General features: G+C 55.7%; 30 protein-coding genes. 15 read left to right on the top strand and 15 right to left on the bottom strand.

What is annotated here, in order from left to right; translation table 11 throughout:
• Positions 1-29 precede the first annotated feature (29 nt).
• The 3 genes from csgC to CRO87_RS02165 all read left to right on the top strand — a co-directional run bounded on the left by csgC (position 30) and on the right by CRO87_RS02165 (position 2328).
• Complete coding sequence (csgC, locus tag CRO87_RS02175) at positions 30-359, top strand: curli assembly chaperone CsgC (RefSeq protein ID WP_101706259.1); 330 nt, start codon at positions 30-32, stop codon at positions 357-359.
• Between the two features lie 156 nt (positions 360-515).
• Positions 516-839, top strand: a complete 324-nt coding sequence (locus tag CRO87_RS02170) for a hypothetical protein (RefSeq protein ID WP_097161282.1) — start codon at positions 516-518, stop codon at positions 837-839.
• A 73-nt stretch (positions 840-912) separates the two neighbouring features.
• Positions 913-2328, top strand: coding sequence for a phospholipase D family protein (locus tag CRO87_RS02165; RefSeq protein ID WP_097161281.1), 1416 nt, complete (start codon positions 913-915; stop codon positions 2326-2328).
• A gap of 34 nt (positions 2329-2362) precedes the next feature.
• On the opposite strand, the gene mdoC is transcribed toward CRO87_RS02165, so the two are convergent.
• Positions 2363-3520: a glucans biosynthesis protein MdoC gene (mdoC, locus tag CRO87_RS02160; RefSeq protein ID WP_097161280.1), complete on the bottom strand. Its 1158-nt coding sequence runs from the start codon at positions 3518-3520 to the stop codon at positions 2363-2365.
• A 251-nt stretch (positions 3521-3771) separates the two neighbouring features.
• Here mdoC and mdoG point away from each other — a divergent pair, with 251 nt between their 5' ends.
• The 3 genes from mdoG (at position 3772) to CRO87_RS02145 (ending at position 8159) form a co-directional block, all read left to right on the top strand.
• On the top strand, positions 3772-5325 hold the full coding sequence (mdoG, locus tag CRO87_RS02155) for a glucans biosynthesis protein MdoG (RefSeq protein ID WP_176504246.1): 1554 nt from the start codon (positions 3772-3774) through the stop codon (positions 5323-5325).
• Complete coding sequence (gene mdoH, locus CRO87_RS02150; RefSeq protein WP_097161279.1) at positions 5318-7849, top strand: glucans biosynthesis glucosyltransferase MdoH; 2532 nt, start codon at positions 5318-5320, stop codon at positions 7847-7849. The genes mdoG and mdoH overlap by 8 nt, the downstream gene beginning before the upstream one ends.
• 82 nt (positions 7850-7931) lie before the next feature.
• Positions 7932-8159: a YceK/YidQ family lipoprotein gene (locus tag CRO87_RS02145; RefSeq protein WP_097161306.1), complete on the top strand. Its 228-nt coding sequence runs from the start codon at positions 7932-7934 to the stop codon at positions 8157-8159.
• Here CRO87_RS02145 and CRO87_RS02140 read toward each other — a convergent pair whose 3' ends face one another.
• The 3 genes from CRO87_RS02140 to CRO87_RS02130 all read right to left on the bottom strand — a co-directional run bounded on the left by CRO87_RS02140 (position 8160) and on the right by CRO87_RS02130 (position 10949).
• On the bottom strand, positions 8160-8534 hold the full coding sequence (locus CRO87_RS02140; RefSeq protein WP_097161278.1) for a MysB family protein: 375 nt from the start codon (positions 8532-8534) through the stop codon (positions 8160-8162).
• Between the two features lie 93 nt (positions 8535-8627).
• Positions 8628-9881: a multidrug efflux MFS transporter MdtG gene (gene mdtG / locus CRO87_RS02135; protein ID WP_097161277.1), complete on the bottom strand. Its 1254-nt coding sequence runs from the start codon at positions 9879-9881 to the stop codon at positions 8628-8630.
• Between the two features lie 144 nt (positions 9882-10025).
• Positions 10026-10949, bottom strand: coding sequence for a Kdo(2)-lipid IV(A) acyltransferase (locus CRO87_RS02130; protein WP_097161276.1), 924 nt, complete (start codon positions 10947-10949; stop codon positions 10026-10028).
• Between the two features lie 217 nt (positions 10950-11166).
• Between CRO87_RS02130 and CRO87_RS02125 the strand changes: the two genes are divergently transcribed.
• Positions 11167-12225, top strand: a complete 1059-nt coding sequence (locus CRO87_RS02125) for a rhodanese-related sulfurtransferase (protein WP_097161275.1) — start codon at positions 11167-11169, stop codon at positions 12223-12225.
• Here the strand turns inward: CRO87_RS02125 and CRO87_RS02120 are convergent.
• The 7 genes from CRO87_RS02120 to mdtH form a co-directional block, all read right to left on the bottom strand.
• Positions 12219-12332: a DUF2770 family protein gene (locus CRO87_RS02120; protein ID WP_097161305.1), complete on the bottom strand. Its 114-nt coding sequence runs from the start codon at positions 12330-12332 to the stop codon at positions 12219-12221. The two genes, CRO87_RS02125 and CRO87_RS02120, sit on opposite strands and share 7 nt — an antisense overlap.
• Positions 12333-12383: 51 nt before the next feature.
• On the bottom strand, positions 12384-13502 hold the full coding sequence (gene solA / locus CRO87_RS02115; RefSeq protein WP_097161274.1) for an N-methyl-L-tryptophan oxidase: 1119 nt from the start codon (positions 13500-13502) through the stop codon (positions 12384-12386).
• 118 nt (positions 13503-13620) lie between these two features.
• Positions 13621-13875, bottom strand: a complete 255-nt coding sequence (bssS, locus tag CRO87_RS02110; RefSeq protein WP_097161273.1) for a biofilm formation regulator BssS — start codon at positions 13873-13875, stop codon at positions 13621-13623.
• Between the two features lie 298 nt (positions 13876-14173).
• Complete coding sequence (dinI, locus tag CRO87_RS02105) at positions 14174-14419, bottom strand: DNA damage-inducible protein I (protein WP_097161272.1); 246 nt, start codon at positions 14417-14419, stop codon at positions 14174-14176.
• Between the two features lie 75 nt (positions 14420-14494).
• Positions 14495-15541 (bottom strand): dihydroorotase, encoded by a 1047-nt coding sequence (gene pyrC, locus CRO87_RS02100; protein WP_097161271.1) that lies wholly within the window; start codon positions 15539-15541, stop codon positions 14495-14497.
• Between the two features lie 129 nt (positions 15542-15670).
• Positions 15671-16231: a lipoprotein gene (locus CRO87_RS02095; protein ID WP_097161270.1), complete on the bottom strand. Its 561-nt coding sequence runs from the start codon at positions 16229-16231 to the stop codon at positions 15671-15673.
• Between the two features lie 106 nt (positions 16232-16337).
• On the bottom strand, positions 16338-17549 hold the full coding sequence (mdtH, locus tag CRO87_RS02090; RefSeq protein WP_097161269.1) for a multidrug efflux MFS transporter MdtH: 1212 nt from the start codon (positions 17547-17549) through the stop codon (positions 16338-16340).
• A 223-nt stretch (positions 17550-17772) separates the two neighbouring features.
• Between mdtH and rimJ the strand changes: the two genes are divergently transcribed.
• From rimJ to murJ, 4 genes are all read left to right on the top strand, one after another.
• A complete protein-coding gene (gene rimJ, locus CRO87_RS02085) occupies positions 17773-18357 on the top strand; it encodes a ribosomal protein S5-alanine N-acetyltransferase (protein ID WP_097161268.1) in 585 nt (194 codons plus the stop codon).
• 9 nt (positions 18358-18366) lie between these two features.
• Positions 18367-19014: a YceH family protein gene (locus CRO87_RS02080; protein ID WP_097161267.1), complete on the top strand. Its 648-nt coding sequence runs from the start codon at positions 18367-18369 to the stop codon at positions 19012-19014.
• A 2-nt stretch (positions 19015-19016) separates the two neighbouring features.
• On the top strand, positions 19017-19943 hold the full coding sequence (locus CRO87_RS02075; protein WP_097161266.1) for a Gfo/Idh/MocA family protein: 927 nt from the start codon (positions 19017-19019) through the stop codon (positions 19941-19943).
• A gap of 114 nt (positions 19944-20057) precedes the next feature.
• Positions 20058-21593 (top strand): murein biosynthesis integral membrane protein MurJ, encoded by a 1536-nt coding sequence (murJ, locus tag CRO87_RS02070; RefSeq protein WP_097161265.1) that lies wholly within the window; start codon positions 20058-20060, stop codon positions 21591-21593.
• A 126-nt stretch (positions 21594-21719) separates the two neighbouring features.
• Here the strand turns inward: murJ and CRO87_RS02065 are convergent, their stop codons facing one another.
• Positions 21720-22301 (bottom strand): nuclear transport factor 2 family protein, encoded by a 582-nt coding sequence (locus tag CRO87_RS02065; protein WP_097161264.1) that lies wholly within the window; start codon positions 22299-22301, stop codon positions 21720-21722.
• A gap of 123 nt (positions 22302-22424) precedes the next feature.
• Here CRO87_RS02065 and CRO87_RS02060 point away from each other — a divergent pair, with 123 nt between their 5' ends.
• Positions 22425-23309, top strand: a complete 885-nt coding sequence (locus CRO87_RS02060; RefSeq protein ID WP_097161263.1) for a LysR substrate-binding domain-containing protein — start codon at positions 22425-22427, stop codon at positions 23307-23309.
• Here CRO87_RS02060 and flgN read toward each other — a convergent pair.
• From flgN to flgA, 3 genes are all read right to left on the bottom strand, one after another.
• The gene (flgN, locus tag CRO87_RS02055; protein ID WP_097161262.1) at positions 23306-23728 is read right to left on the bottom strand and encodes a flagella biosynthesis chaperone FlgN; all 423 of its coding nucleotides are present in this window, start codon (positions 23726-23728) and stop codon (positions 23306-23308) included. The genes CRO87_RS02060 and flgN overlap by 4 nt on opposite strands.
• 4 nt (positions 23729-23732) lie before the next feature.
• Complete coding sequence (gene flgM / locus CRO87_RS02050) at positions 23733-24026, bottom strand: flagellar biosynthesis anti-sigma factor FlgM (RefSeq protein ID WP_097161261.1); 294 nt, start codon at positions 24024-24026, stop codon at positions 23733-23735.
• A 93-nt stretch (positions 24027-24119) separates the two neighbouring features.
• Complete coding sequence (flgA, locus tag CRO87_RS02045) at positions 24120-24779, bottom strand: flagellar basal body P-ring formation chaperone FlgA (protein WP_097161260.1); 660 nt, start codon at positions 24777-24779, stop codon at positions 24120-24122.
• Between the two features lie 158 nt (positions 24780-24937).
• Between flgA and flgB the strand changes: the two genes are divergently transcribed.
• The 3 genes from flgB to flgD are packed head-to-tail and all read left to right on the top strand — an operon-like array spanning position 24938 to position 26463.
• Complete coding sequence (gene flgB / locus CRO87_RS02040; RefSeq protein ID WP_097161259.1) at positions 24938-25351, top strand: flagellar basal body rod protein FlgB; 414 nt, start codon at positions 24938-24940, stop codon at positions 25349-25351.
• A 3-nt stretch (positions 25352-25354) separates the two neighbouring features.
• Entirely contained in the window at positions 25355-25759 is a 405-nt protein-coding gene (gene flgC, locus CRO87_RS02035) for a flagellar basal body rod protein FlgC (protein ID WP_097161258.1), read from the top strand.
• Between the two features lie 11 nt (positions 25760-25770).
• Positions 25771-26463: a flagellar hook assembly protein FlgD gene (gene flgD, locus CRO87_RS02030; RefSeq protein ID WP_097161257.1), complete on the top strand. Its 693-nt coding sequence runs from the start codon at positions 25771-25773 to the stop codon at positions 26461-26463.
• Positions 26464-26473: the final 10 nt, after the last annotated feature.

Below are 26473 nucleotides of genomic sequence, written 5' to 3'. Positions count from 1 at the left end.
GCGCCCTGTTTTTTTTATTGGAGGATGTCATGAACAGCTTATTGATCGCCGCAGCGTTAACCAACAGCATTGCTTTTAACGTCACTCACCAGGGCGATATGTATACGATTACCCCGCAGGTGACGGTGACGCAGCCATGCCAGTGCCAGATCAGCATCCAGACGATTCGTGAAGGCGCGGGCGGCACTAGCAACATTCAGCAGAGAAAAAATTTAAGTTTGCCCGCCAATCAGCCGATAGATGTATCCAGGATGCAATTAAATATCTCGCAGAACGACACGGTAAAAGTGGTGGTCATGCTGACGGACGGGCAGTCGCTGCACCTCTCAGCGCAGTGGCCCAACGCAGAACGAACCTAGCCGATAATGTTTTTTATGAATGAATAGATTGGCATTTATTCATAAGGCTGATTACTTTTTATGTTGAGGGTTTACGTGTCGTGATGCAGTTCGCACGGGGCAGGGCAACGTGCGCATTAACAGTCTCAGGGACGATTGCTTTCTCGGAGCTACGCGATGAAAACCTTAACTCAACAGTTATGTACTGCAGTTTGTTTGTCTTCAGCGCTGTTTGCTGGCGCGGTGAGCGCTTCATCTACTCAGGCTCAGGGCGGCGTGATTCACTTTGTCGGCGCTATTGTTGAAGACCCCTGTAATATCGGTACCCGTGCGCAACATATTTCGATGAGTTGTTACCGTAATGGAGAGGTGCACACCTCCACCATCTCTTATCAACAAGCCGCAGCGGGCAAAATGGTTAACAATGATGCGGCTACCGTCAGCATGCGTTACATTAACCCGCAAAAAACCCTCGGTATTGTGACCGTGGATTATCGTTAACACCTTTACCCATCAGCACTTTCTCCTGCTTCGTCTAAACTTGTAGCTAAGTGAACGTCTGGCAGGAGAATGCATGACCCCTCTGGATCGCGCCCTGTCTCCTGCTGATAAGCCTCTGTCAGATTACTGTGGGCTTTACACGCTTGAAGACAGCCTGGAAGCCTTTGCCGCCCGCTATCAGCTGGCGCAACTTGCCGAGCGGACCCTGGATATTCAGTACTATATCTGGGAAGACGACGTGTCCGGATGCCTGTTGTTTCAGACTCTGCTGGACGCTGCCGCACGCGGGGTGAAGGTGCGCCTGTTGCTCGATGACAACAACACCGCTGGTCTGGATGACACTCTGCGTGCGCTGGATGCGCATCCTAATATTGAAGTGCGGCTGTTCAATCCTTTCTCTTTTCGTACCCTGCGAATGCTGGGGTATCTCACCGACTTTGCCCGTCTTAATCGCCGGATGCATAACAAAAGTTTCAGCGCCGATGGCGAAGCGACCATCGTTGGCGGCCGCAACGTCGGTGATGCCTATTTTGGCATTGGCGAGGAGCCTCTGTTTACCGATCTCGACGTGCTGGCAACAGGACATGTGGTGCAGGAGGTGGAGCAGGATTTCGAACGCTACTGGCAGTCTGAGTCGGTCGCGACGCTTGAGCAGGTACTGTCATCAGAAGCTTTGTCGGAAGATGCAGGGCTTGAATTCGATGAAGAGCAGAAGGCGGCGGCAGAACGCTATCTGGAAAAGGTGGCGAGCACGGACATCGTCCGGCGAATGGGGCAGGGGACGCTGCCTTTTATTCGCGCGAAGAGCAGAATGCTCAGCGACGATCCCCTTAAAGGGCAAGGCAAAGCGGCCCCAAAAACGCTGTTGGCGGAACGTCTTCGCAAAGTGATGGGCACGCCGGATTCGCAAATCGACATTATTTCTGCCTATTTTGTGCCTGGCCGTGCGGGAGTGGCGCAAATCCTGAAACTGGTACGAAAAGGGGTCAAAGTTGCCATTATGACCAATTCCCTCGCGGCCAATGACGTGGCGGTCGTCCATGCAGGCTATGCTCGCTGGCGTAAAAAATTGCTGCGCCACGGCGTTGAACTGTATGAAATTAAGCCCACGAACCGGCCGCGCCCTGAACTGCACGATCGTGGCCTGACCGGGAATTCCGGCTCCAGCCTCCATGCGAAGACGTTCAGCATCGATGGCAAAACCGTGTTTATCGGTTCTTTCAATTTTGATCCCCGTTCAGCTTTGCTGAATACGGAAATGGGGCTGGTTATCGACAGCGAAAGTCTGGCCAGACGGATCCACCGACGATTTTTACACAGCCAGCGTAACGCCGCCTGGCAATTGCGACTCAGCCGCTGGGGCAAAATTCATTGGGTCGACAGCGAAGATGGCGAGGAGAGGGTGTTGCACAAAGAACCGATGGCGACGATCTGGCAACGACTGCTGGTGCTGGTGGCGTATGTTCTGCCTGTTGAATGGCTGTTATAGCCAGGCTGTCCTGCAACAACCTGGCCAGAAGGGATTATGCGGCAGCCTGTGGCTTATTTTGCGGCGTCTGCGGCTTGCCGGAAAAGAGGAAGCGCAACAGCGGCACGCGCAGATGCAATTCATAAAGGATAACGGCGATGCCAACCACGAACACCAGGCCGGTAATGAAGCCAAGCGCATTTGAGTGGATAACCGGGGCAATCCACGCGCCATAGAGCAGCGTCAACGGATGGTGCACCAGGTAGATGAACAGCGAAGCGTTAACGAAGTAGGTCACCCGGCTGGATTTGAAGTTCAGCATCCGGTGGCCGAAGGCGAAGACAACGTTCACCATCCACAGTCCCAGTACCATGGTTATCACATATTCGGTTTCATACATCCAGGCATCGCCCGAGCCGTAATGCTGGTTGAGGCGGTAGGCAATGAAGCCGAGCAGCGCGCCCGCCATGCACCACGGGGAAGGTGTCGTAAACAGTTCTTTCAGGCGCGGGTTGACGAAGGCCTGTGCGCCGAGAATAAAGAACGGCAGATAGAACAGCGTCTGCATCACTACAAAGTTGAACAGGCCGTCGCTCAGGATGGGGGGATAGACGATGAAAAGCGTTCGGCGGATGATGGCGTAGACGATGCCCAGCATCAGGAAAAGCCCGGTCAACTGACCCATGGTGACGTTGCGGAAGAAGGCAACAATCGCCGCCTGCTGGCGCTTTTTGATCCAGTGGAACAGCGCCAGGCCAAGCGTGGTCAGGACCACCAGTACCAACAGGAACCACAGGTGCGAAATCAGCTCCCAGGCCAACGTATTGTACTTCTGGTAACCGGTGAGGGTATGCCAGCTTTCCGTCTTGCCTTTGACGTGCTGGAGCATCAGAAACTGCGGCAGCGTCAGCAGCGGAATAGCGGTCAGCATCGGGATGCCAACGCGTTCAACGCGCACCGTCCACCACTTCTTCATCGGATAGCGTAAAAACAGCATGTAGGAAAAATACCCAGAAATAACGAAGAAGACCTGCATGCGGAAGGAGTGAATAAAATCGTTGAACAGCGTTAGCCACCACGAAGGTTCGAGGCTGTTCACATGCCAGGTGTGGCTGGAATAGATCAGTGAAATGTGGAAAGGGATCCCGAGCAGCATCAGCCAGGCGCGGATGGAGTCGAGAAAATATTCACGTTGTGTCGGTACATTATTCATAAAGTCAATGAAATCTCAGACTAATCGTCTTATCGGACAGGGCAATAACGGCTAAATTCGAGCAACCCTACACCAAGTCCGGGAACCTGTCTTTAAGAGTTATGCGTAAAAATAAGACAGAAGCGGCAGGCTGTTTAATCCATAGGCCTTTGAGCCGAACAAAATGGGGATTATGTTGTCGGATTGCCTGAGTTTCCAGTAAAATGGATCGGATCGATTTAAGCACACAAAGGGGGAAGTGCTTACTAATTATGAAAAATAAACCACAGATGATGAAACTGCGTTGGTTAGGCGCAGCCGTAATGTTGTCCCTGTGTACTTCATCTGCATGGGCGTTCAGTATTGACGATGTCGCGAAGGAAGCGAAAGCACTCGCCGGCAAGGGCTACGAAGCCCCAAAAAGTAACCTGCCCTCTGTTTTCCGCGACATGAAATACGCGGACTATCAGCAAATTCAGTTCAATCATGATAAAGCTTACTGGAGCAAGACTAAGACACCTTTCAAGCTCGAGTTCTATCATCAGGGAATGTATTTCGATACGCCGGTAGCCATCAACGAAGTGACTGCCACCTCGGTTAAGAAAATCAAATACAGCCCGGACTACTTCAATTTTGGCAATGTTCAGCACGATAAAGACACCGTCAAGGATCTGGGTTTTGCCGGGTTCAAAGTGCTGTATCCGATCAACAGCAAAGATAAAAACGACGAAATCGTCAGCATGCTCGGAGCCAGCTATTTCCGCGTTCTCGGTCAGGGCCAGACCTATGGTCTGTCCGCCCGTGGCCTTGCTATCGACACCGCGTTGCCTTCCGGTGAAGAGTTCCCGCGTTTCCGTACGTTCTGGATTGAACATCCAAAACCTACCGATAAGCGCCTGACTATTTATGCACTGCTGGATTCCCCTCGTGCGACCGGCGCATACCGCTTTGTGGTGATGCCAGGCCGCGATACCGTCGTTGATGTGCAGTCCAAAGTTTATCTGCGCGATAAAGTGGGCAAACTGGGCGTCGCGCCGTTGACCAGCATGTTCCTGTTCGGGCCGAACCAGCCATCGCCAACCACCAACTTCCGTCCGGAGCTGCATGACTCCAACGGCCTGTCGATTCTGGCTGGCAACGGAGAGTGGATCTGGCGTCCGCTGAACAACCCGAAACACCTGGCCGTCAGCAGCTATGCAACCGAGAACCCGCAGGGCTTCGGTCTGCTGCAGCGCGGTCGTCAGTTCTCTCGCTATGAAGATCTCGACGATCGTTATGACCTGCGCCCAAGCGCGTGGATCACCCCGAAAGGCGACTGGGGCAAAGGTAAAATCGAACTGGTGGAAATTCCAACCAACGATGAAACCAATGACAACATCGTCGCTTACTGGACGCCGGATCAGCTGCCGGAAGCCGGGAAAGAGATGAACTACAGCTACAGCATCACCTTCAGCCGTGATGAAGATAAGCTGCACGCGCCGGACAGCGCGTATGTCATGCAGACGCGTCGCTCAACGGGTGACGTGAAGCAATCGAACCTGATCCGTCAGCCAGATGGGACTACCGCGTTTGTGGTTGATTTCACCGGCGCAGACATGAAAAAAATGCCGCAGGACACGCCGGTGACGGCGCAGACCAGCATTGGCGATAACGGGGAAATCGTGGACAGCAACGTTCGCTATAACCCGATCACTAAAGGCTGGCGCCTGACGATGCGTGTGAAAGTCAAAGACGTGAAGAAAACGACCGACATGCGTGCGGCGCTGGTCAATGGCGATCAGACGCTGAGCGAAACCTGGAGCTATCAGCTACCTGCCAATGAATAAGATAAACGAGTATATCAATGCCATGCCGCTCTCAGATGCTGAGAAAGCAGCATTGCCGACCAGCGATTTTCGTGCCCTGCACCAGGCGCTGGATGCGGAGCAGACGCCAATTGCGCGTGAAGATGATTCACCGCTCGGCTCTGTAAAGGCACGTCTTGAGCAGGCGTGGCCGGACTCGCTGGCAGAAGGGCAGCTTATTAAAGACGATGAGGGGCGCACCCAGCTGGAGGCAATGCCAAAAGCTACGCGTTCTTCGATGTTCCCCGACCCGTGGCGCACCAACCCAATTGGCCGCTTCTGGGACAGAATGCTTGGGCGCGACGTACAGCCGCGCTATCTGGCCCGTCTGACCCAGGAAGAGCGCGAGCATGAAGCCAAATGGCGTACCGTCGGCACCATCCGACGTTACATCCTTCTGCTGCTGACCCTGGCGCAAACCGTGGTCGCGACCTGGTACATGAAGACCATTCTGCCGTATCAGGGCTGGGCGCTGATCAACCCGCTGGACATGCGCGGGCAGGATCTGTGGGTTTCCTTTATGCAGCTGCTGCCTTACGTGCTGCAAACGGGGATCCTGATTCTGTTTGCTGTCCTGTTCTGCTGGGTTTCCGCCGGCTTCTGGACCGCGCTGATGGGCTTCCTGCAATTGCTGATTGGCCGCGATAAATACAGTATTTCTGCGTCGACCGTCGGTGACGAGGCGCTGAATCCTGAACACCGCACCGCGCTAATCATGCCTATCTGTAATGAAGACGTGGACCGCGTATTCGCGGGCCTGCGTGCTACCTGGGAGTCGGTGAAAGCCACCGGCAACAAGGAGCACTTTGACGTCTACATCCTGAGCGACAGCTACGATGCGGATATCTGCATGCGGGAGCAGAAAGCCTGGATGGAGCTGATTGCGGAAGTGCAGGGTGAAGGGCAGATCTTCTACCGTCGTCGTCGTCGTCGCGTGAAGCGTAAAAGCGGTAACATCGATGACTTCTGCCGTCGCTGGGGCAATCAGTACAGCTACATGGTGGTGCTGGATGCGGACTCCGTGATGTCCGGTGACTGCCTGTGCGGCCTGGTGCGTCTGATGGAAGCCAACCCGAATGCGGGTATCATTCAGTCTTCGCCAAAAGCGTCCGGCATGGACACGCTGTATGCGCGCTGTCAGCAGTTTGCCACCCGCGTTTACGGCCCGTTGTTTACCGCAGGCCTGCACTTCTGGCAGCTGGGTGAATCGCACTACTGGGGTCACAACGCCATTATCCGCGTGAAGCCATTCATCGAGCACTGTGCGCTGGCGCCGCTGCCGGGTGAAGGTAACTTCGCAGGCTCTATTCTTTCTCATGACTTCGTCGAAGCGGCGCTGATGCGTCGTGCAGGCTGGGGCGTGTGGATTGCCTACGATTTGCCGGGCTCTTATGAAGAGCTGCCGCCGAACCTGCTGGATGAGCTGAAGCGCGACCGCCGCTGGTGTCAGGGTAACCTGATGAACTTCCGCCTGTTCCTGGTGAAAGGCATGCACCCGGTTCACCGTGCCGTGTTCCTGACGGGCGTGATGTCCTACCTGTCGGCACCGCTCTGGTTTATGTTCCTGGCGTTATCCACCGCGCTTCAGGTTGTGCATGCGCTCACCGAGCCGCAGTACTTCCTGCAGCCGCGTCAGCTGTTCCCGGTGTGGCCGCAGTGGCGTCCAGAGCTGGCAATCATGCTGTTCGCCTCGACCATGGTGCTGCTGTTCCTGCCTAAGCTGCTGAGTATCATCCTCATCTGGTGCAAAGGGCCGAAAGAGTACGGTGGTTTCATCCGCGTGACGCTCTCCCTGCTGCTTGAAGTGCTGTTCTCTGTGCTGCTGGCGCCGGTACGTATGCTGTTCCACACCGTGTTTGTGGTCAGCGCGTTCCTGGGCTGGGAAGTGGTCTGGAACTCACCGCAGCGTGACGATGACTCCACGCCGTGGAGTGAAGCGTTCATGCGTCATGGCTCTCAGATGCTGCTCGGCCTGGTGTGGGCAGTGGGGATGGCGTGGCTGGATCTGCGCTTCCTGTTCTGGCTGGCACCGATTGTCTTCTCGCTGATCCTCTCCCCGTTTGTGTCGGCGATTTCCAGCCGTTCAACGGTCGGTCTGCGCAGCAAGCGTGCGAAGCTGTTCCTGATCCCGGAAGAGTACGACACGCCGCAGGTGCTGAAGGATACCGACCGCTTTGTGGAGCTGAACCGCGCCCGAACGCTGAACGATGGCTTTATGCATGCGGTCTTCAACCCGTCCTTTAACGCCCTGGCCACCGCGATGGCAACGGCGCGTCACCGTGAGAGTAAGGTGCTGGAGATTGCCCGCGATCGCCACGTCGAACAGGCGCTGAACGAAACGCCGGACAAGCTGACCCGCGACCGTCGCCTGGTGCTGCTGAGCGACCCGATGACCATGGCGCGTATGCACTATCGCGTCTGGTCCTCTCCGGAGAAATACTCCTCCTGGGTGAGCCACTATTCGGCGATTAAGCTCAATCCGCTGGCGTTGAAAGCGAAAGCATAACGGTCAGAAGACGTCTAAAAAGTAAAATACCGGTCAGTTGGCCGGTATTTTTTTATCTGAGGTGAAGATGAAAAACAGGGTAATGAAGGTCGCGATGATCGGCGTAATGGCGATGCTGCTGAGCGGCTGCGGTAGCATTATCAGCCGGACCATTCCGGGGCAGGGGCACGGCAATCAGTATTACCCGGGCGTTCAGTGGGACGTCCGCGATTCGGCATGGCGCTATATCACCATTCTCGATCTGCCGTTCTCGCTGGTTTTTGACACCCTGCTGCTGCCGATTGATGCACACCACGGCCCTTATGAATAATCAGCGTTCATCCCACTCGTCGGCTGCCGTCTGACCCTCTTCGGTGTCCAGCGGCGGCTCAAGCTGAAACTCGCCTTCATCCCATTCGTGCAGCGTGTTTTCTTCAATCCACTCCTGGGTTAATTCGATCTCATCGAAGTCCCCGTCAAACACGCTTTGCGCGCCTTCACCGCTTACCATCGGCAGGCATTCGCCTTCTTCCCCCTCATCGGCAAAAAACTCCGCCTGCCACATGATGTCGCCATCCTGAAGGATGTATTTCTGGAGGTTCAGCTGCTGAACGGAGAGCTCATCCTCTCCGGCGTTGGGGCTGTTGGCGATAAACTCTTCGCGTGCCGCATCAATAGCTTCGTCGAGCGTGGCATACATGGTCATCTCATTCTCCCTGCGGGTTGATGTGGTTTCTTCGAAAGAATAGACGAAGATCCGGTTTCGCAAGGACGACCGGCCAAAAATCATTCGGATGGATTAACTGACCGCCTGGCGCTCTTCGTCACTTTCCGCAGAGGAACCCAGTGCCTGCCGCGTGCGGCGCAGGCTGAAGCCCGTATAGATGGCGTTGAACAGCACCACACCTGCGGTAACGAAAAAGACCGTACGAAAGCCGTAGCTGGCGGAAACCGACGCGCCAATCAGCGGTCCGGTGACGTTGCCAATATCACGAAACGACTGGTTGTAGCTGAAGATGCGCCCGGCAATCTGGTTAGTGGAGTTGTAAACCAGCAGTGTCTGCACGGCGGGGAGCAGCGCACCATCGGCCGCGCCGAGCAGGAAGCGCAGCAGGCCAAGCTGCCACGGCGACTGCACGAACGCCATGGGAATGAGCAACAAAACGGAAATGACCAGCGCGGCTATCAGGATTTTTTCCGGGCCGATTCTGTCGCCGAGCTTGCCCAGCCGCGGGGCGCTCATCAGCGCCGCAACGCCGGGGACAGACGCAATCATACCGCTGATAAACGCGATATTACTGACGTTACCGGCCAGTTCGCGGACATAAAGCGTCAGAATAGGGGCTATCGAGCCTGTGGCGACCTGAATAATCAGGGTGGTGACAAACAGGCTCAGCACCAGTTTCGGGCTTTTCAGCGACGCAATGACGTCCCTGGCATGTAGCATCTCTTTCTTGGCTACTGGCTCGAACTGCTCGCGAATCAGAAACAGCGTGAGTACAAAGCACAGAAACAGGACGCTTGCCGTCATAAAGAATACAGGACGCAGGCCGTAGCTGTCTGCCAGCAAACCGCCAGCCAACGGGCCGAGCAGAGCGCCACTGACGGCACCGGTCGAAAGGGTTCCCAGCGCCCAGCCGCTTTTGTGGCGGGGGATTTGTGTCGCGATAAGCGCATTGGCGTTGGGCACAAAGCCGCCGAGCAGCCCGAGCAATGCCCGCAGAACCAGAAATTGCCAAATATTCTGCGCCAGGCCCATCATCACCATCACTATCGACATCCCGAGCGCTGAACGCAGCAGCATTATCTTGCGGCCTTTACGGTCCGCAAGACTGCCCCAGAACGGTGAGGCTATGGCTGAAAACAGGAAGGTGATGCTGAAAACCAGTCCGGACCACATGTTCAGCGCGCCGTGGCCAGCAACGCCAAGCTGTTCAACGTAGAGGGGCAGGAAGGGCATCACCAGGCTGAAGGCGGCGCCGGTAAGAAAACAGCCAATCCAGGCAATGGTGAGATTCCGTTTCCAGTTTATGGGGGCATCTGAGGCGAGCATAGGGTTCCGCGTTGTGGCGCAAGGTCAGTCGAAAAAGAGATGATAAGCAGGCTAATTATGCGCTTGCTAAATCATGACTGCAATCCGCAGCGATGAACCAGAGAAGAAAAAGGCAAAGAAAAAGCCCCGGTTCGGGGCTTGAGATCAGTAACGCGAAGGCATGCCTTGCGGGCGCGTTTTAAAGCGACGGTGCAGCCACATATACTGCTCTGGGGCCATGAGAATGCATTTCTCGATTACTTTATTCATCCAGGCCGCGGTGGTTTCAGCATCGTCCAGCGGCGGTGCGCATTCCGGTTCAAGGATGATGAGCTCATAGCCTTTGCCGTTAGGCTTGCGGCGGGGAACGAAAGGCACGATACAGGCTTTTGACATGCGCGCCAGAGTATAGGTGCCAGAAGTGGTTGCCGCCTGATCCACGCCAAACAATGGGACAAACACGCTGCCCTGAGGACCGTAGTCATGGTCCGGTGCGTACCAGATGACTTCGCCATTCTTCAGGGAGCGAATCATCCCTTTCAAATCTTTGCGATCGAGCATGTCTTTATTGGAGCGCATGCGGCCCCAGGTCTGGACCAGATCGATTACCGGGTTATCATTCGGGCGATAAACGCCAATCCCCGGAGAGGCGTGCAGGCCGAACATGCGGGCCCCAATTTCCAGCGTCAGGAAGTGAATGCCGATCAGCAGAATGCCTTTGTTCTCTGCTTCCAGCGCCCGGATGTGCTCCACGCCGCTGGCTTCGCTCCAGCGTGCCATGCGTTTGTCTGACCAGAACCAGGCCATGCCGGTTTCCATCAGACCCATTCCGACGGACTCAAAGTTTTTGACGACCCAGTCGTGGCGCACTTTTTCGTCCATATCGGGAAAACAGAGTTCCAGATTGCGGTACGCGATGTGGGAGCGTCGCTTCATCAGACGCAGCGAGAGGCGACCAAGTGAGGTGCCGAGACGGTAAAGTACCGGGTAAGGAAGTTGAACCAGCAGCCACAAAGCTCCGACACCCAGCCAGCTTAGCCAGTGGCGGGGATGGAGTAGCGCAGTAGAGAACTTAGGTAAATGCGTCATCTCTTTCCTGTTATTTTGACAACCGTGTTTATTATCGCATTTTTTTCCCTCTTGCCCAAACGAGGTCGGACGCGCGACTGTTTTTTGTACGGTTGTTGATGTAACTGTCCATTTAAGGTGAGAGAAATGTAGCGCAAAATGTGGGGATGTAAATTCGCAGGTTATGCTATATCATGCGGGCCGCGAAATTTCTCATCGATAATGCAGGAACCACACCATGCCAGTGTTGCACAACCGCATCTCGAATGAGCAGCTGAAAGCGCAGTTAATGGCCGAAACCGAGCCGCGCACCACAGTCTCATTCTACAAATATTTCACCATTGCCGATCCTAAAGCGACCCGCGATGCGCTCTATCAGGCGCTTTCTGCGCTCAGCGTGTTTGGCCGTGTTTACCTCGCTCATGAAGGGATCAACGCGCAAATCAGCGTCCCGCAGAGCAAATTTGAAGCCTTCCGCGATGTGCTGTACGCCTTCGACCCGGCGCTGAACAATCTGCGTTTGAACGTGGCGCTGGACGACGACGGCAAATCCTTCTGGGTGCTGCGCATGAAGGTGCGTGAGCGCATCGTGGCGGACGGCATCGACGATCCGACGTTTGACGCAAGCGACGTCGGCGACTACCTGAAAGCCGCAGAAGTGAATGCGATGCTGGATGACCCGGACGCGGTATTTATCGACATGCGTAACCACTACGAATACGAAGTGGGGCATTTTGAGAATGCGCTGGAAATCCCGGCGGATACTTTCCGCGACCAGTTGCCGAAAGCCGTCGAAATGATGGAAGAGTACCGTGACAAGAAAATCGTCATGTACTGCACCGGCGGCATTCGCTGCGAAAAGGCCAGCGCCTTTATGAAGCACAAAGGCTTCAACAAGGTCTGGCACATTGAAGGTGGGATCATCGAGTATGCCCGTCGGGCGCGTGAACAAGGTCTGCCGGTGCGCTTTATCGGCAAAAACTTTGTCTTCGATGAGCGGATGGGCGAACGCATCTCCGACGACGTGATTGCCCACTGTCATCAATGTGGCACCCCGTGCGATACGCACACCAATTGCCTGAACGACGGTTGCCATCTGCTGTTTATTCAGTGCCCGGCATGTGCGGAGAAATACAGTGGCTGCTGCAGTGAACTGTGTCAGGAAGAGCGCAACCTGCCAGAGGAAGAACAGCGTCGCCGTCGCGCAGGACGCGAAAACGGCAACAAGATCTTCAACAAGTCTCGCGGCCAGCTGAACACGCGTCTGGGCATTCCTGACCCGGAACAGGGTCAGTAAAAAAAGATGTAAATCAGGTCGATAGCGGCCAGCGTCAGCCACAGAACAATCCACACCACGAAGTGCTCGCGGATGTTGTTCACCAGATAATGATAGGCACGTTGGATCATCATATTGTTACCAGAAGCCCGGCAATGCGCCGGGCTTTTTTATCTCTGTTATGCGTTAAAACGCGCCAGACGGAACGGAGAAAGATCGAACGCCGGGGTTTTACCCTGGGCAAAATCAGCGGCAATCTCGCCCAGTACCGAAGCGAACTTGAAGCCGTGTCCGCTCAGGCCGGTAATGACCAGCGTCGATGCATGGCCGGGCAGGGTGTCGATGATGAAATCTTCGTCCGGGGAGTTGTCATAGGTGCAGGACGCACCGTGCAGACAGCCGCCAATACCTGGCAGAACGCTGCGCAGAAAGTTAAACGCTTCGGAGCCATCACTCGCCACCGCTGCAAACGGTTTGCGCTGTTCCGGTGAGTCAATCAGCTGACCACCGTTATGCTTGCCGATTTTCAGTTCGTTGTCTTCCGCCGGAAAGCCGTAATACTGATCGCCGTTTGGCAGCTCTCCGGTAAAGGCCGGGAAGTTGTTTTTACGGCTGTAGCGGCCATCCGCCTGGAACCAGGCAAATACTTTTCGCACGGGCTGAATGGGCAACTCGGGCAGCAGCTTCGTGACCCAGGTTCCGGCGCTCACCAGCAGGCGTTTGCCCGTGTAGCTGCCGTCGGCCGTTTCTACCGTCACGCCATCGTCGTGGTGATGGACGGCGGTCACAGGGCAGTTAAACAGCTGAGCGCAACCCGCTTCACGAGCAAGGTCAATCCAGGCCTTCACCGCCTTTTCACTGCGCAGCACGCCGGATGCGGGTTCAAACAGACCGATATAATCGTCCGGCACGCGAATTTCAGGCCAGCGAGCCATGAGCGCTTTTGCATCAAGCTTTTCGACGTTCAGGCCGAACTGGCGGGCGCTTTGCTCGACGTTGCTCAGAAAGGTGGAATGCGCGGGCCCGAGGTTAACGACGCCGCTCTTGTCGAAAATCTCTTCGCCACTGAGCTCTGCCAGTTCGTCCCACAGCGTTTGGGCACGCAGCACCATCGGGACGTATTTCTCCCCTTCGCCATAGGCATGACGAATCAAACGCGTGTCGCCATGATGGCTGCCTTCGCTGTGCGGCGGCAGGTGAGCATCGGTCATCAGAACCGATAACCCTGCGCGGGCGGCATAGAAACCCGCGGCGGCACCGACAGAGCCGCTGCCGATAATAATTAAATCGTAGTTCATGCGTGTCTCTCAGGTCTGTTCTTTATTTAGCAGGGTAATTAATCTGATTCTGCGTGACAAGGCAGAAATAATTAAGGCACCCGCGGGTGCCTGTTGAGTAAATTTTAAGCATTAAGCGCTAATGCCTGCGATACTCGTTTTCCTGGAAATCGCCGGATTCAATTTTGGCGATGCCCGCTTCTAGTATTGAAATAAACTGGCGGGCCACATCGGTTGTTAACCATAAGGTCTGGCCGATTTCTGCTTCGTTATGACTCGAAAGTGTGGGGTTCTGGTAGTGCAGGCGCAGCATCAGCGCGTCATAGCTGTCTACGGTGCTGATGTCCCATCCGACGAGGGGATGGGTCTGGATGACTTCATTATTCTTTTCCATCATAACCCCTTATTTGCGTGTTTAAAGACAACGGTTCGAGGTTCAATGCGTGTTTTCTGAAGCAAAGTAATTATACAACAATTAAGAAAATATTCGAATTTTTGGCCAGGCTGCAACATCTTTTTCCAGATAGATCGCTTATTCGAACAATAAAACGGCAGTTAGTTCGTTATTTTTTAATTGAAAAGTGATGCAATCAGAAAAAGGTTAAAAAAGCGGCAGATTTAAATGAAAAAAGCCGGGGCGACCCGGCAAAAATGACACAGAATGGAGCGTTTTTTAATCTGTTGTAGCGGGATCAGGCAGGGTTAAACCAGTCGTCTGCGCTTTCCCAGGTTTCCTGAAGAATTTCACTGATGCGATCTTTGTCTTCTTTTGGCGCGCCGATGACGGAGAGATTGTTGGCAGCAGCGTAGCGTACGCTGACCTGGCCGTCACGATCGGGAAACTGGCTGAGAATACGGCGGGAAAGCTCGCTGGAGAGCGCATCAATGGCGCCAGCAGGTAAAACGGTGGTTTTGGCAATGGTCACTTCAATACGCATAATGTGCCCCCTGTTGAATATACTGTGTATTTATACAGTTAGTTTAAGAAACTTACAACAGGGGACAAACACTTTTTAGCGCTTAACACTCCACTGCACGGTTTCTCCTGCGAGGAACGGGATAAGCGTGTCGTCCGTCAGGGCAATGCTGTCGGTGACCTGACTCTCTTTACGCTCCAGCTCGATGAAGGTTTCATTCACCGGCAGGCCATAGAAGCGCGGGCCGTTGAGCGAGCAGAACGCTTCGAAGTGCTGTAAGGCGTCCATTTCTTCAAACACGGTAGCGTAGCTGCCGAGAGCGGTAGGCGCGTTAAAGCAGCCCGCGCAGCCGCAGCTGGCTTCTTTGCGATGGCGCGCATGTGGCGCAGAGTCTGTTCCGAGGAAAGCGCGCTCAAAGCCGCTGGCGACCAGCTCGCGCAGCGCCTGCTGGTGGATGTTGCGTTTGAGGATTGGCAGGCAGTAGAGGTGAGGGCGCACGCCGCCAACCAGCATATGGTTACGGTTGAACATCAGGTGCTGTGGCGTAATGGTTGCGGCCAGCAGGTCGTTGCCGTCGCGGACATACTCTGCGGCATCTTTGGTGGTGATATGCTCAAACACCACTTTCAACGCAGGCAGGCGCTGGCGCATTGGCTCCATTACCGTTTCAATGAAGCGGGCTTCGCGGTCGAAAATATCAATCTCGGCGTGAGTGACTTCGCCGTGGACCAGCAGCGGCATTCCCAGCTTCTGCATGCGCTCAAGCACAGGCATGATCGCATCAATGCTTGTTACACCGTGGCTGGAGTTAGTTGTGGCGTTGGCCGGGTAGAGTTTGGCGGCGGTAAATACGCCTTCGTTGAAGCCGCGCTCCAGTTCGTTCGGGTCGAGTGTGTCGGTCAGGTAGCAGGTCATCAGCGGTGTGAAATCGTGGCCCGCAGGCACAGCATCCAGAATGCGCTGGCGATAGCTGATGGCAGCATCAACGGTCGTGATCGGCGGCACCAGGTTTGGCATCACAATCGCCCGGCCATACACTTCGCTGGTATAAGGCACCACGGTTTTCAGCATGTCGCCATCGCGCAGATGGATATGCCAGTCGTCGGGGCGGCGGATTTTCAGGACCTGGGATGGGGATGACATAAGAGGGCTCCGGCTGATTGAGAAGGGCTATTTTTGCCGGGCACTAAGGTTAAACGGAATCGTTTACCTTTGCACTCCTTTCCGTGAAAAAAAACGGGCACCGCAGCGCCCGTTTCACAGTGAGTGGGGTCAGTCGGTGAGGGGAATGACAATCTCGCCGGGTTTGACCTCAATGCCTTTGGCATATTTCTTCGCCAGCGCTTCACCCTTGCTCGAATCTTCACGCAGTACATAGGCTGGCTGCTTGTCGAAGTAGCTGCGCAGGGACTGATTCAGGTAGGGCAGCATAGTCTGCACCACGGACTGCATCTTCTCAGGCTGAACTTTGGCGTCCACCACTTCGATTTCCTGCAGGAAAATAGCGCCTTTCTCTTTGTTGAAGACCGGCAACGCTTTGAGTTTCAGATCAATGGTGGCTTTCTGATTGCCGAATAGCGAACTCATGTCGAGATTGGCTATGCCGTTGAGCGTGATTTTGTTTGGCTCTTCGCGACCAATGGCGCTGGAAAGGTTGGTCAGCACGATATGAGCGGCAGCCACGCCCGGCAGGCCAATATCTTTGGAAAAGTTATTGCGCTTTTGCAGCGCCTGGTTAATTTCCTGTTCACTCACGGTGTACTGCGTTAGCTGGTTACAGCCAGCCAGCAGGCCGCTTACGATAAGCGTGGCGACCATCAACATCTTCTTCATGGGGTTCCTCAACATGATGCCTGTGTCTCATCCTGACACAAAGCAGCATGCCCTGTCAGCCAGAGACGTGCCAGCAGAATTAGCTGAATTGTTACCACAATTAACATCAGACCCGCGGTTCGACCATCCCGGTGGAGATGCGCTTAGCGCTGAACTGCCACCACAGAGCCAGGAAAGTGATAAGACCAATCACGCCGAGCATCACCCATGGCAGCTCCGGTTGGCCGCTGGCTTTGCCCGCGTCAAAAAGCCAGCCGCCGCCTGCATAGCCTAGCGCACCGCCGAAGGCGAGGCCAAGACGGCTGAAGCCCATATAGCTGCCGCGGGCGCGCGGATCGGCAAGCTCTGCGCTCAGCGTCTCCCGGGCCGGTTCGGCGATAATCGAGCCGATGTAGAACACGCAAATCAGCGTGAACAGCTGTTGAAGGCTGGACGATAAGCCAATGGGCAGCATCGCCAGGGTCATCACCAGCAGGCCTGCCATCAGACGATGCTCAAGACGGAAGCGTTTCTCGCTCCAGCGGGCAATGGGGTAGAGCAGGCTCAGTGAGAGCGCGGCCTCAATGGCATACATCCATTTCACCGCTGACGGCGTGCCGGCAATGTCATTCACCATGATGGGCAGCATCAGCATCACTTGAACCGCCAGCATGTAATAGCCCGTTAGCGTCAGCACATAGGTGACAAAACGTTTGTCACGCATCACCCGCGATAAGCCTTCACGCACGGGGGTTTTAACGGTGGAAAGTTTCCACGCCGGGAGATACCAGGCGTTGAACGCGGCACAGAGGATAAACAGCACTGCACCGACGCTGCACACCAGACGGAAATCGTACTGCAGCAGCCAACTGCCAAGAAGGGCGCCAATAACCGCGCCCGCGCTGTCCTGCATCATCAACAAAGAGAAGAAGCGGCCCCGCTGATGCGGGCGAACAAGTTTCACTACCAGCGCCGCGCGTGGCGGATCGAAAAGCGTGCCGCCCAGCCCGGAAAGTATGCAGGAGAGCCAGAGCATCCAGGGTTCATGCGCTATAGCCATGGTGGCGAACCCTGCCGCCCGCATCAGCATACCGGTGACAATCATTGGCTTGGCACCGAAGCGGTCGGCTATCGCGCCGCCAAAAATACCCAGCCCTTGCTGTACCAGTTGACGAAGCCCAAGGGCGATGCCAACCATCAGCGCGGCCCAGCCCATCTGGTCAACGAAGCGAATAGATATCAGGGGGAAAACAACGAAGAAGCCGAGCACGACCAGCATGTTATCGACGAGCAGGAAATATTTGCCCAGGCTGCGAGCCTGCGAGATGCGCGATGGCATTTCCCCTCCAGGGGAATCAGATGGTGTGAGGCTGCTATTCTACCGTCTCAGCGCTGTGTTTCCGGCGGCGCAGGCAACAATATTTTTTTATCAAAAGACAGTTTTGATAGAGTTTTTTTATCGAAAAACGGAAGTGCCTCAGAAAATCGTATGTCGCTGTTTTCCCAAGGTGGCAGCGGGCAGGTATAGTGAAGCTTATGCTGGTTCAAAAGGGTAGGGAAAGATGTTTGGCTATCGCAGTAATGCCCCGAAAGTGCGTTTAACAACAGACCGGCTGGTGGTGCGTCTGGTTCATGACCGTGACGCCTGGCGTCTTGCCGATTATTACGCGGAAAACAAGGCGTTCCTGAAGCCCTGGGAGCCCGTCCGCGATGACAGCCATTGCTATCCCTCCGGCTGGCAGGCCCGATTGTCGATGATTAACGAATTCCACAAGCAGGGCTCCGCGTATTATTTTGTCCTGTTGGATCCGGAAGAAAAAGAAATTGTCGGCGTTGCCAATTTTTCAAACGTTGTGCGAGGCTCGTTCCACGCCTGCTATCTGGGCTACTCGATCGGTGAAAAATGGCAGGGGCAAGGGCTGATGTATGAGGCGCTGACCTCCGCTATTCGCTACATGCAGCGCACCCAGCATATTCACCGCATAATGGCCAACTACATGCCGCATAACCAGCGCAGCGGGGCGCTGCTGGCAAAGCTCGGATTTGAAAAAGAAGGGTACGCCAAAGATTATCTGCTGATCGATGGGCAGTGGCGTGACCATGTGCTGACGGCGCTGACCACCCGTGAGTGGACGGCGGGCCGCTAAGGAGAAACCATGAAGTATCAGTTAACGGCGCACGAAGCGCGTGTGATTGGCTGCCTGCTGGAAAAGCAGGTCACTACGCCAGAACAGTATCCCTTGTCAGTGAACGCCGTGACGCTCGCATGCAATCAAAAGAGTAACCGCGAACCGGTGCTGTCCTTGAGTGAGAGCGAAGTGCAGGACCTGCTCGACCAGCTGGTCAAGCGTCACTATCTGCGGACCGTCAGCGGCTTTGGCAACCGGGTCACTAAATATGAACAGCGCTTCTGCAACTCTGAGTTTGGCGACCTGAAACTGACCGCGGGCGAAGTGGCCATTATTACCACCTTGCTGCTGCGCGGCCCGCAAACGCCGGGAGAACTGCGCAGTCGTGGCCAGCGTATGCATGAGTTTGCCGATACGGCGGAAGTAGAAAACGCGCTGGAGCATTTGGCGACGCGGGAAGACGGGCCGTATGTGGCGCGCCTGCCGCGCGAACCGGGCAAGAGGGAGCATCGCTACATGCATTTGTTTAGTGGTGACGTTGAGAGCCTGATTACCGCCGTGGAAGCGGTGGCACCTGCAACGGACGACCTGGTTGCACGCGTGGAAGCGCTTGAAAGTGAAGTAGAGGAGCTGAAACAGCGCCTCGATTCCTTACTGGCCCATCTGGGAGACTGATCGTGACGGCAAAACTTCGAATTGGCGTAGTAGGGCTCGGCGGTATCGCGCAAAAAGCCTGGCTTCCCGTACTTACCGCGGCCAACAACTGGACGCTTCAGGCCGCATGGTCACCGGGGCGTGAAAAAGCACTGCGTATCTGTGAAACCTACCGTATTCCGCTGGCGGATTCCCTGCAACATCTGGCTTCGCAGTGCGATGCGGTATTTGTCCACAGCGCAACGTCTACTCACTACGCCGTGGTGAGCGAATTACTGAACGCAGGCGTGCACGTCTGCGTTGATAAACCGTTGGCCGATAAACTGAGCGATGCAATACGCCTGATTGAATTAGCGGAGAAGAAAAAGCTGACGCTGATGGTGGGCTTCAACCGCCGCTTTGCGCCGCTCTATCGCGAGCTAAAAGCAGGCCTTACCCACGGCGCTTCGCTGCGCATGGACAAGCACAGATCTGACAGCATCGGGCCGAACGATCTGCGCTTCACATTGCTCGATGATTACCTGCACGTGGTGGATACCGCGCTGTGGCTGGCGGGGGGTAAGCCGCAGTTGAGCGGTGGCACCCTACAGACTACCGAACAGGGCGAGATGTTTTATGCAGAGCACCATTTCGCGCTGCCGCAGATGCAAATCACCACCAGTATGCACCGTCGCGCGGGCAGCCAGCGGGAGTGTGTTCAGGCCGTAACCGACGGCGGTCTGATTGATATCACCGACATGCGTGACTGGCGAGAGGAGCGGGGCAGCGGTCTACTGACTCGTCCGGTGCCGGGCTGGCAAAGCACGCTCGAACAGCGTGGGTTCGCTGGCTGCGCACATCACTTTATCGAATGCGTGCAAAATCAGACGGTTCCGGAAACCGCCGGTGAGCAGGCGATTGCCGCCCAGCGCATCGTCGAAATGTTGTGGCAGGAGGCCATCAGCGAGTAAGAGGCTGTAACATCTGCCAGTAGTAATTAGCGCGAATCAAGGTAGACTATCGCCACTTTCCAACGCCTGTTTGCTGACAGGCGTTTTTGTTCCCGGGTGTGGAATTTCACGTTAATGAATTTATTAAAATCGCTGGCGGCCGTCAGCTCAATGACCATGTTCTCTCGCGTGCTCGGCTTTGCGCGCGATGCCATCGTGGCAAGGGTTTTTGGCGCGGGAATGGCGACGGATGCCTTTTTTGTGGCCTTCAAGCTGCCGAACCTGCTGCGTCGAATCTTCGCCGAAGGGGCATTCTCCCAGGCGTTCGTACCGATTCTGGCGGAGTACAAAAGCAAGCAGGGCGAAGATGCCACCCGTGTGTTTGTCTCCTACGTTTCAGGCTTATTAACCCTCGCACTTGCCGTTGTGACCATCCTCGGGATGCTAGCAGCGCCGTGGGTGATAACCATTACCGCACCAGGCTTTGCCGATACCGCCGATAAGTTTGCCTTAACCAGCCAGCTGCTGCGCATCACCTTCCCGTACATTCTGCTGATTTCCCTGGCCTCGCTGGTGGGCGCGATCCTGAACACCTGGAACCGCTTCTCGGTCCCGGCCTTTGCGCCAACGTTTCTCAACGTCAGCATGATTGGCTTTGCGCTGTTTGCCGCGCCGTACTTCAATCCACCCGTTCTCGCGCTGGCGTGGGCGGTAACCGTTGGCGGCGTGCTGCAGCTGTTCTATCAGCTGCCGCACTTGAAGAAAATCGGCATGCTGGTGCTGCCACGCATCAACCTGAAAGATGCCGGGTCGATGCGGGTGGTGAAGCAGATGGGCCCGGCCATTCTCGGCGTTTCCGTGAGCCAGATTTCGCTTATCATCAACACCATTTTTGCCTCCTTCCTGGTTTCCGGGTCGGTATCCTGGATGTACTACGCTGACCGCCTGATGGAGTTCCCGTCCGGGGTACTGGGCGTGGCGCTTGGCACTATTTTGCTGCCATCGCTGTCAAAAAGCTTCGCCAGCGGCAACCACGATGAATATTGCCGCCTGATGGACTGGGGCCTGCGCCTGTGCTTCCTGCTGGCGCTGCCGAGCGCCGTGGCGCTGGGTATTCTGGCCAAGCCGCTGACCGTTTCGCTGTTCCAGTACGGTAAATTCACCGCCTTCGATGCTGCGATGACCCAGCGCGCGCTGGTGGCGTATTCCGTCGGGCTGATTGGCCTGATTGTGGTGAAGGTGTTAGCGCCGGGCTTCTATTCCCGCCAGGACATCAAAACCCCGGTGAAGATTGCTATCGTAACGCTGATTCTGACCCAGGTGATGAACCTGGCATTTATCGGCCCGCTGAAGCACGCGGGTCTGTCACTGTCGATTGGTCTGGCGGCCTGCCTGAACGCCAGCCTGCTGTACTGGCAGCTGCGCAAGCAGAAAATCTTCACCCCGCAGCCAGGCTGGGGGAAATTCCTGGCGCGCCTGGTTGCCGCCGTGGTGGTGATGGCCGCAGTGCTGCTGGGGATGATGTACATCATGCCGGAATGGTCGCAGGGGACGATGCCGTTCCGTATTCTGCGCCTGATGGCGGTCGTGGTGGCAGGCATTGCCGCTTACTTTGCGACTCTGCTGGTGCTGGGTTTCCGCGTGAAGGAGTTCGCGCGCAGGACTGCCTGAGGTTAAGTCTTGATACTGTAAATGCTTACGGGACTGAGCTGTCTGATGCCCTCTCCCCCAACCCCTCTCCCACAGGGCGAGGGGAGCAAACATTAAAAAATCCTCTCGTATGAGGATTTTTGCTATTTACCTTGCCACCTTAAGCCACGCTTTGCCCTCTGCCTTCATCTTCTTCTCAAGTTCGCTGCCACGCGTTGCGAATACACGACTCACAGGGAAGCCGCTTTTCTCAAGCACATATGCCAGCGCCGCATATTCGCGCGGGTATTTCTTCGCAACGTGCATATCAATCTCTACCAGCCCTACCGGGAAGGTGAAGCTGCCCATATCGTAGACGCTCTGTCGATGGACGATCCTCCACTGGCCGTTACGCTTTTCCACCCGGTCGAAAAACCGGTTGTGTGTGCAGCACCCCACATTGAGCTCAATATTCTCACCAATAATCATCGCATTGGTTTCGACCAGCGCCTTGTCACCGTTAAAGGTGATCACCGGATTGCCAATCATATGTTTGGTTTTCAGCGCGGATTCGCCCATCCGGGCAGAAGCATCAACAAACTCGCGGGCAAGCCCTTCGAACCAGGTGATTTCAATCGTTGCACCTTCGTGAAACAGCGCGTGCATTTTATCCCACTCGGCCAGGTCACGGTGGATCCAGCCGGTCATCAGGTCGGTAATTTGCAGGCGATCTTCAACGTTATATGACATAGGGTAACTCCGGCTAATAAGCAGCAGGTGCTGCGATGCGATAGAGTATTGGGGATCTGATTGATAACATCCAATATGCAATAATGACCAATCAATCATTAAAAATGATTAAAAGGGGATCGCATGGACTTACGTCAGCTGCGCTACTTTCTCGCCGTGGCAAAAGAGAAGCATTTTGGTCGCGCGGCTCAAGCATTGAATATCGTTCAGCCTGCGCTGAGTATGCAAATTCGCGCTCTGGAAGAAGAACTGGGCGGGCCACTGTTTGAACGCACCAGTCGTCGCGTTGAGCTGACGGAGGCCGGAAAGGTGCTTGAAACCCAGGCACGGCGCACGCTGGCGCAGGCCGAGTTCACCCGTGAGTCGACGCAGAGAGCTTTACGCGGCGAAACGGGCATTGTGAGAATTGGCTTTGCCGGTAACGCCATTTTTAGCGGCACCCTGATGCGCGACTTACGCCATTTTCACCACGTCAGCCCTGAGGTTGAGATAAGCGTTGAGGAGATGACGCCGCGACGCCAGGTGGAGGCAATCCAGGCGGGGCTTCTGGATATTGGTTACTCACCCGATCATAGCGCGCTGCGCCAGCCCGATCTGCATGCTGAAAAAATCGGTGAGTGGGGAATGCTGGTGGCGATGGCGGACGATCATCCGTTGGCCAGCGTGCCCGAAATCACCCTTGCCATGCTGGCACACGAAGCGTTGATATTATATGAGGCGCATGATGCCGATGAACGGTTAAGTCTGCTGCTGGCAAAGGCGCTGGGAGAACAACTGAATATTGCTCATCGCACGGGCAGCAGCCTGAATGTACTGGCGATTGCGGCCTCGGGCCTCGGCGTGGCTTTGGTGCCTGTTCCTCTGCGTCAGGTGAGCGTGCCGGGGCTTATCTACCGGGCGTTAAATGCCCCGGAGCTTACGGCAAACCTGCTGGTTATCAGCCGCAAAAAGGAGAGCAGCCCGGCGGTGAAAGCCTGGCTTGCACAAGTGAATGGCAGAGGGGATTAAACCGAAAACTTCTTCCCGCCGCGCGGCGTCGACGAGGTCTGGCCGTCTTTGCCGTACAGGCTCGGTTCCTGATGTGGCTTCAGCACCTGCAGCGCCTGCTGATTGCGCTCAATCTGACCCTCCAGAAGCCAGCCGTTATGCTGGTTGAGATCGCGCAGATGCTGGGTTTTCTCAGTAATGTTTTGCCAGCGCTCTGCAACGTCGTCGTTGGCACAACGCTGTGCTTCCTGCTCGAGGCGACGCTGTTTTTCCAGATAGTCGAGAGTCGCCAGCAGCGAGCTTTTTTCTTCGGTTATCCGCTGCAGGGCGCTGCTGTTAACGCTGCCCGCAGAAAGCTGCTGCTGCTCGGCATCCATCACCTCTTTCAGCGAGTTGAGGATGACTGTCATATGATCCAGTATTTCCGGCAGGTGACTCATTGGGTTATTTACTCTGCAGCCAGCTCTGGGTATCAGAAATCAGCGAATCGGCGATTTTGCCGGTATCCATTTTCAGTTCGCCATTACGAATAGCGGTTTTCAGCGCTTCAACGCGTTCCATGTTGACGTCGCTATTGCGCGGCTGCATCAGGCTGGACTGCGCTTCGCTCAGCGTGACGCTGGTGCTGTTGGCAGCCGAGGTTTTATCCAGACGCGCTTTCTGCGCCTGGGCTTCATTCGGCTCACGCGGCTGAACGGCGTTAACGGGCTTCAGGGGCGATGTACGATCAATGCTCATTGTCCTGTCCTCATCGAGGTTATATGGCGCGGTGGCCTGCCATCATCAGTGTTTGATTATTTATCGGCAGGGTTCGCAGATTCTTTAAGGCCATTATAAATTAATAAGAATATTCCCATCAGCGTCTACCTGACCGCTCACCACCTGGCCTGACGGCATTCTGACACGGGCGTTTTGCGCCACGGCGGCGTTGTTCAGCGCCTGGCCCTCCGCATTGGCGCTAAAGCCGTCGCCCTGGGCGATAACCTGCACCTTCTGCCCGGCCTTCACTCGCCAGGATTGGCGCAGCATCGACAGCTGCACCGGCTGTCCTGCGGCCAGATCCCGCAATGATACCGCGTTCTGAGCCTGATTGATGTCCAGCATCGTGCGCGGCGGCAGCTGGTCCAGCCGCCCACGCTTGAGCGTCACGCTGCCGGGTTCGAGCTTCGTGCCACGGACAACAGGTTGTGCGGCAACGACGTAGTTCCCCGTCGCTTCAACAAAGACCTGCAGATAGCGTTTTTCCGTTCCGCACTGCGCCTGTACCGTCTGGTTTCCCCAGAGCTTGTTGTTACCCATCACGCTCAGCGCAGGCTGTTCGCACTGCGGCATCGCATTGCCTGGATTACGCAGGCTCACCTTCACCGAGTCGCTGAACCCTGCCAGACGCTGAACAAAAAAAGCGTCCAGCTGCTGCGTTAAATCCTGCGCGATAGCCGCCGGACTCAGCAGCGTGAGCGTCAGCATAAGCGTGTTTTTCAGGTTTCGCATGGGCAACTCCACTCATCAGGATGAAGCAAATTTTACCCGGAAGCGAATAACTTCAACGCAACAAATAGCGCTGCATTTTGCTTTTATTCCGACGATGGCGTGACGGAATTGGGATTAATCTGAACGCTGAATGAACACCTGCCACCAGCGGAGGAGACATGCTCGATAAACTCGACGCCGCGCTACGTTTTCAACAGGAAGCGTTGAACCTGCGCGCCCAGCGTCAGGAAATCCTGGCGGCCAACATTGCCAACGCCGATACCCCGGGGTATCAGGCGCGCGATGTTGACTTTGCTTCGGAACTGAAAAAAGTGATGGATCGCGGGCGCGCGGAGACCACCGGCGTGTCACTCACGCTGACCTCTGAACGTCACATTCCAGCCCAGGCGATGACCGCCCCCTCTGTAGACCTGATGTATCGGGTACCTGACCAGCCATCCATGGACGGGAACACCGTCGATATGGACCGGGAGCGCACGCAATTCGCTGACAACAGCCTGCAATACCAGACCGGTCTCACCGTGCTGGGCGGGCAAATCAAAAGCATGATGACCGTGCTACAGGGGAACTAAGTCATGGCATTACTGAATATTTTTGACGTGGCCGGATCGGCGCTGACCGCGCAGTCCAAACGCCTGAACGTGGCGGCGAGTAACCTCGCCAACGCCGACAGCGTGACCGGCCCTGACGGCCAGCCTTATCGCGCCAAACAGGTTGTGTTCCAGGTGGATGCGCCAGTGGGTGCGGCTACGGGCGGTGTGAAAGTGGCCGACGTGGTCGAGAGCCAGGATCCCTTCAAACTGGTTTACCAGCCGGGGAATCCGCTGGCGGACGCCAAAGGCTACGTCAAGATGCCTAACGTGGACGTGGTGGAAGAGATGGTCAACACCATGTCTGCTTCCCGTAGCTATCAGGCCAACGTTGAAGTCCTCAATACCGTCAAGAGCATGATGCTCAAAACGCTGACCCTCGGTCAGTAACGGAGAAAACGATGTCTATTGCCGTGAACGTCAATGACCCGACTAACACCGGTGTCCAGTCCACTACTTCAAGCGGAAGCCTGACCAGCAGCAGCGCCAACGATCTGCAAAGCAGCTTCCTGACGCTGCTGGTGGCGCAGCTGAAAAACCAGGACCCAACCAACCCGATGGACAACGCCCAGTTGACCTCTCAGCTGGCGCAAATCAGCACCGTCAGCGGGATTGAAAAGCTCAATACCACCCTCGGTTCTATCTCCGGACAGATCGACAACAGCCAGTCATTACAGGCCTCAAACCTGATTGGCCACGGCGTGATGATCCCGGGCTCCGTCGTGCTTGCCGGTTCCGATACGGACGGCAAAGCCAGCACAACGCCGTTTGGTGTGGAGCTGACCCAGGCCGCAGATAAAGCGACCGCCACCATTACCGACAGCACGGGCAAAGTCATTCGTACGCTGGATCTCGGTAGCCAGACGGCGGGCGTGCATACCTTTACCTGGGACGGCACCGCGTCAGATGGTTCTACCGTTCCTGACGGCGCCTACAGCGTCTCGATTGCTGCCAGCACCAACGGCACGCAGCTGGTCGCTCAGCCGCTCCAGTTCGCGCTGGTGCAAGGGGTCACGAAGGGAAGCAGCGGTAATCTGCTGGATCTCGGCACGTATGGCACCACCACGCTCGACGAAGTTCGTCAGATTATTTAAGCCTTCAACC

The sequence above is a fragment of the Enterobacter sp. CC120223-11 genome (genome assembly GCF_900215375.1).
Taxonomy (GTDB): domain Bacteria; phylum Pseudomonadota; class Gammaproteobacteria; order Enterobacterales; family Enterobacteriaceae; genus Scandinavium.
The sequence above is the reverse complement of the archived record's forward strand: the minus strand, read 5'-3'. Positions and strand labels throughout refer to the sequence as shown.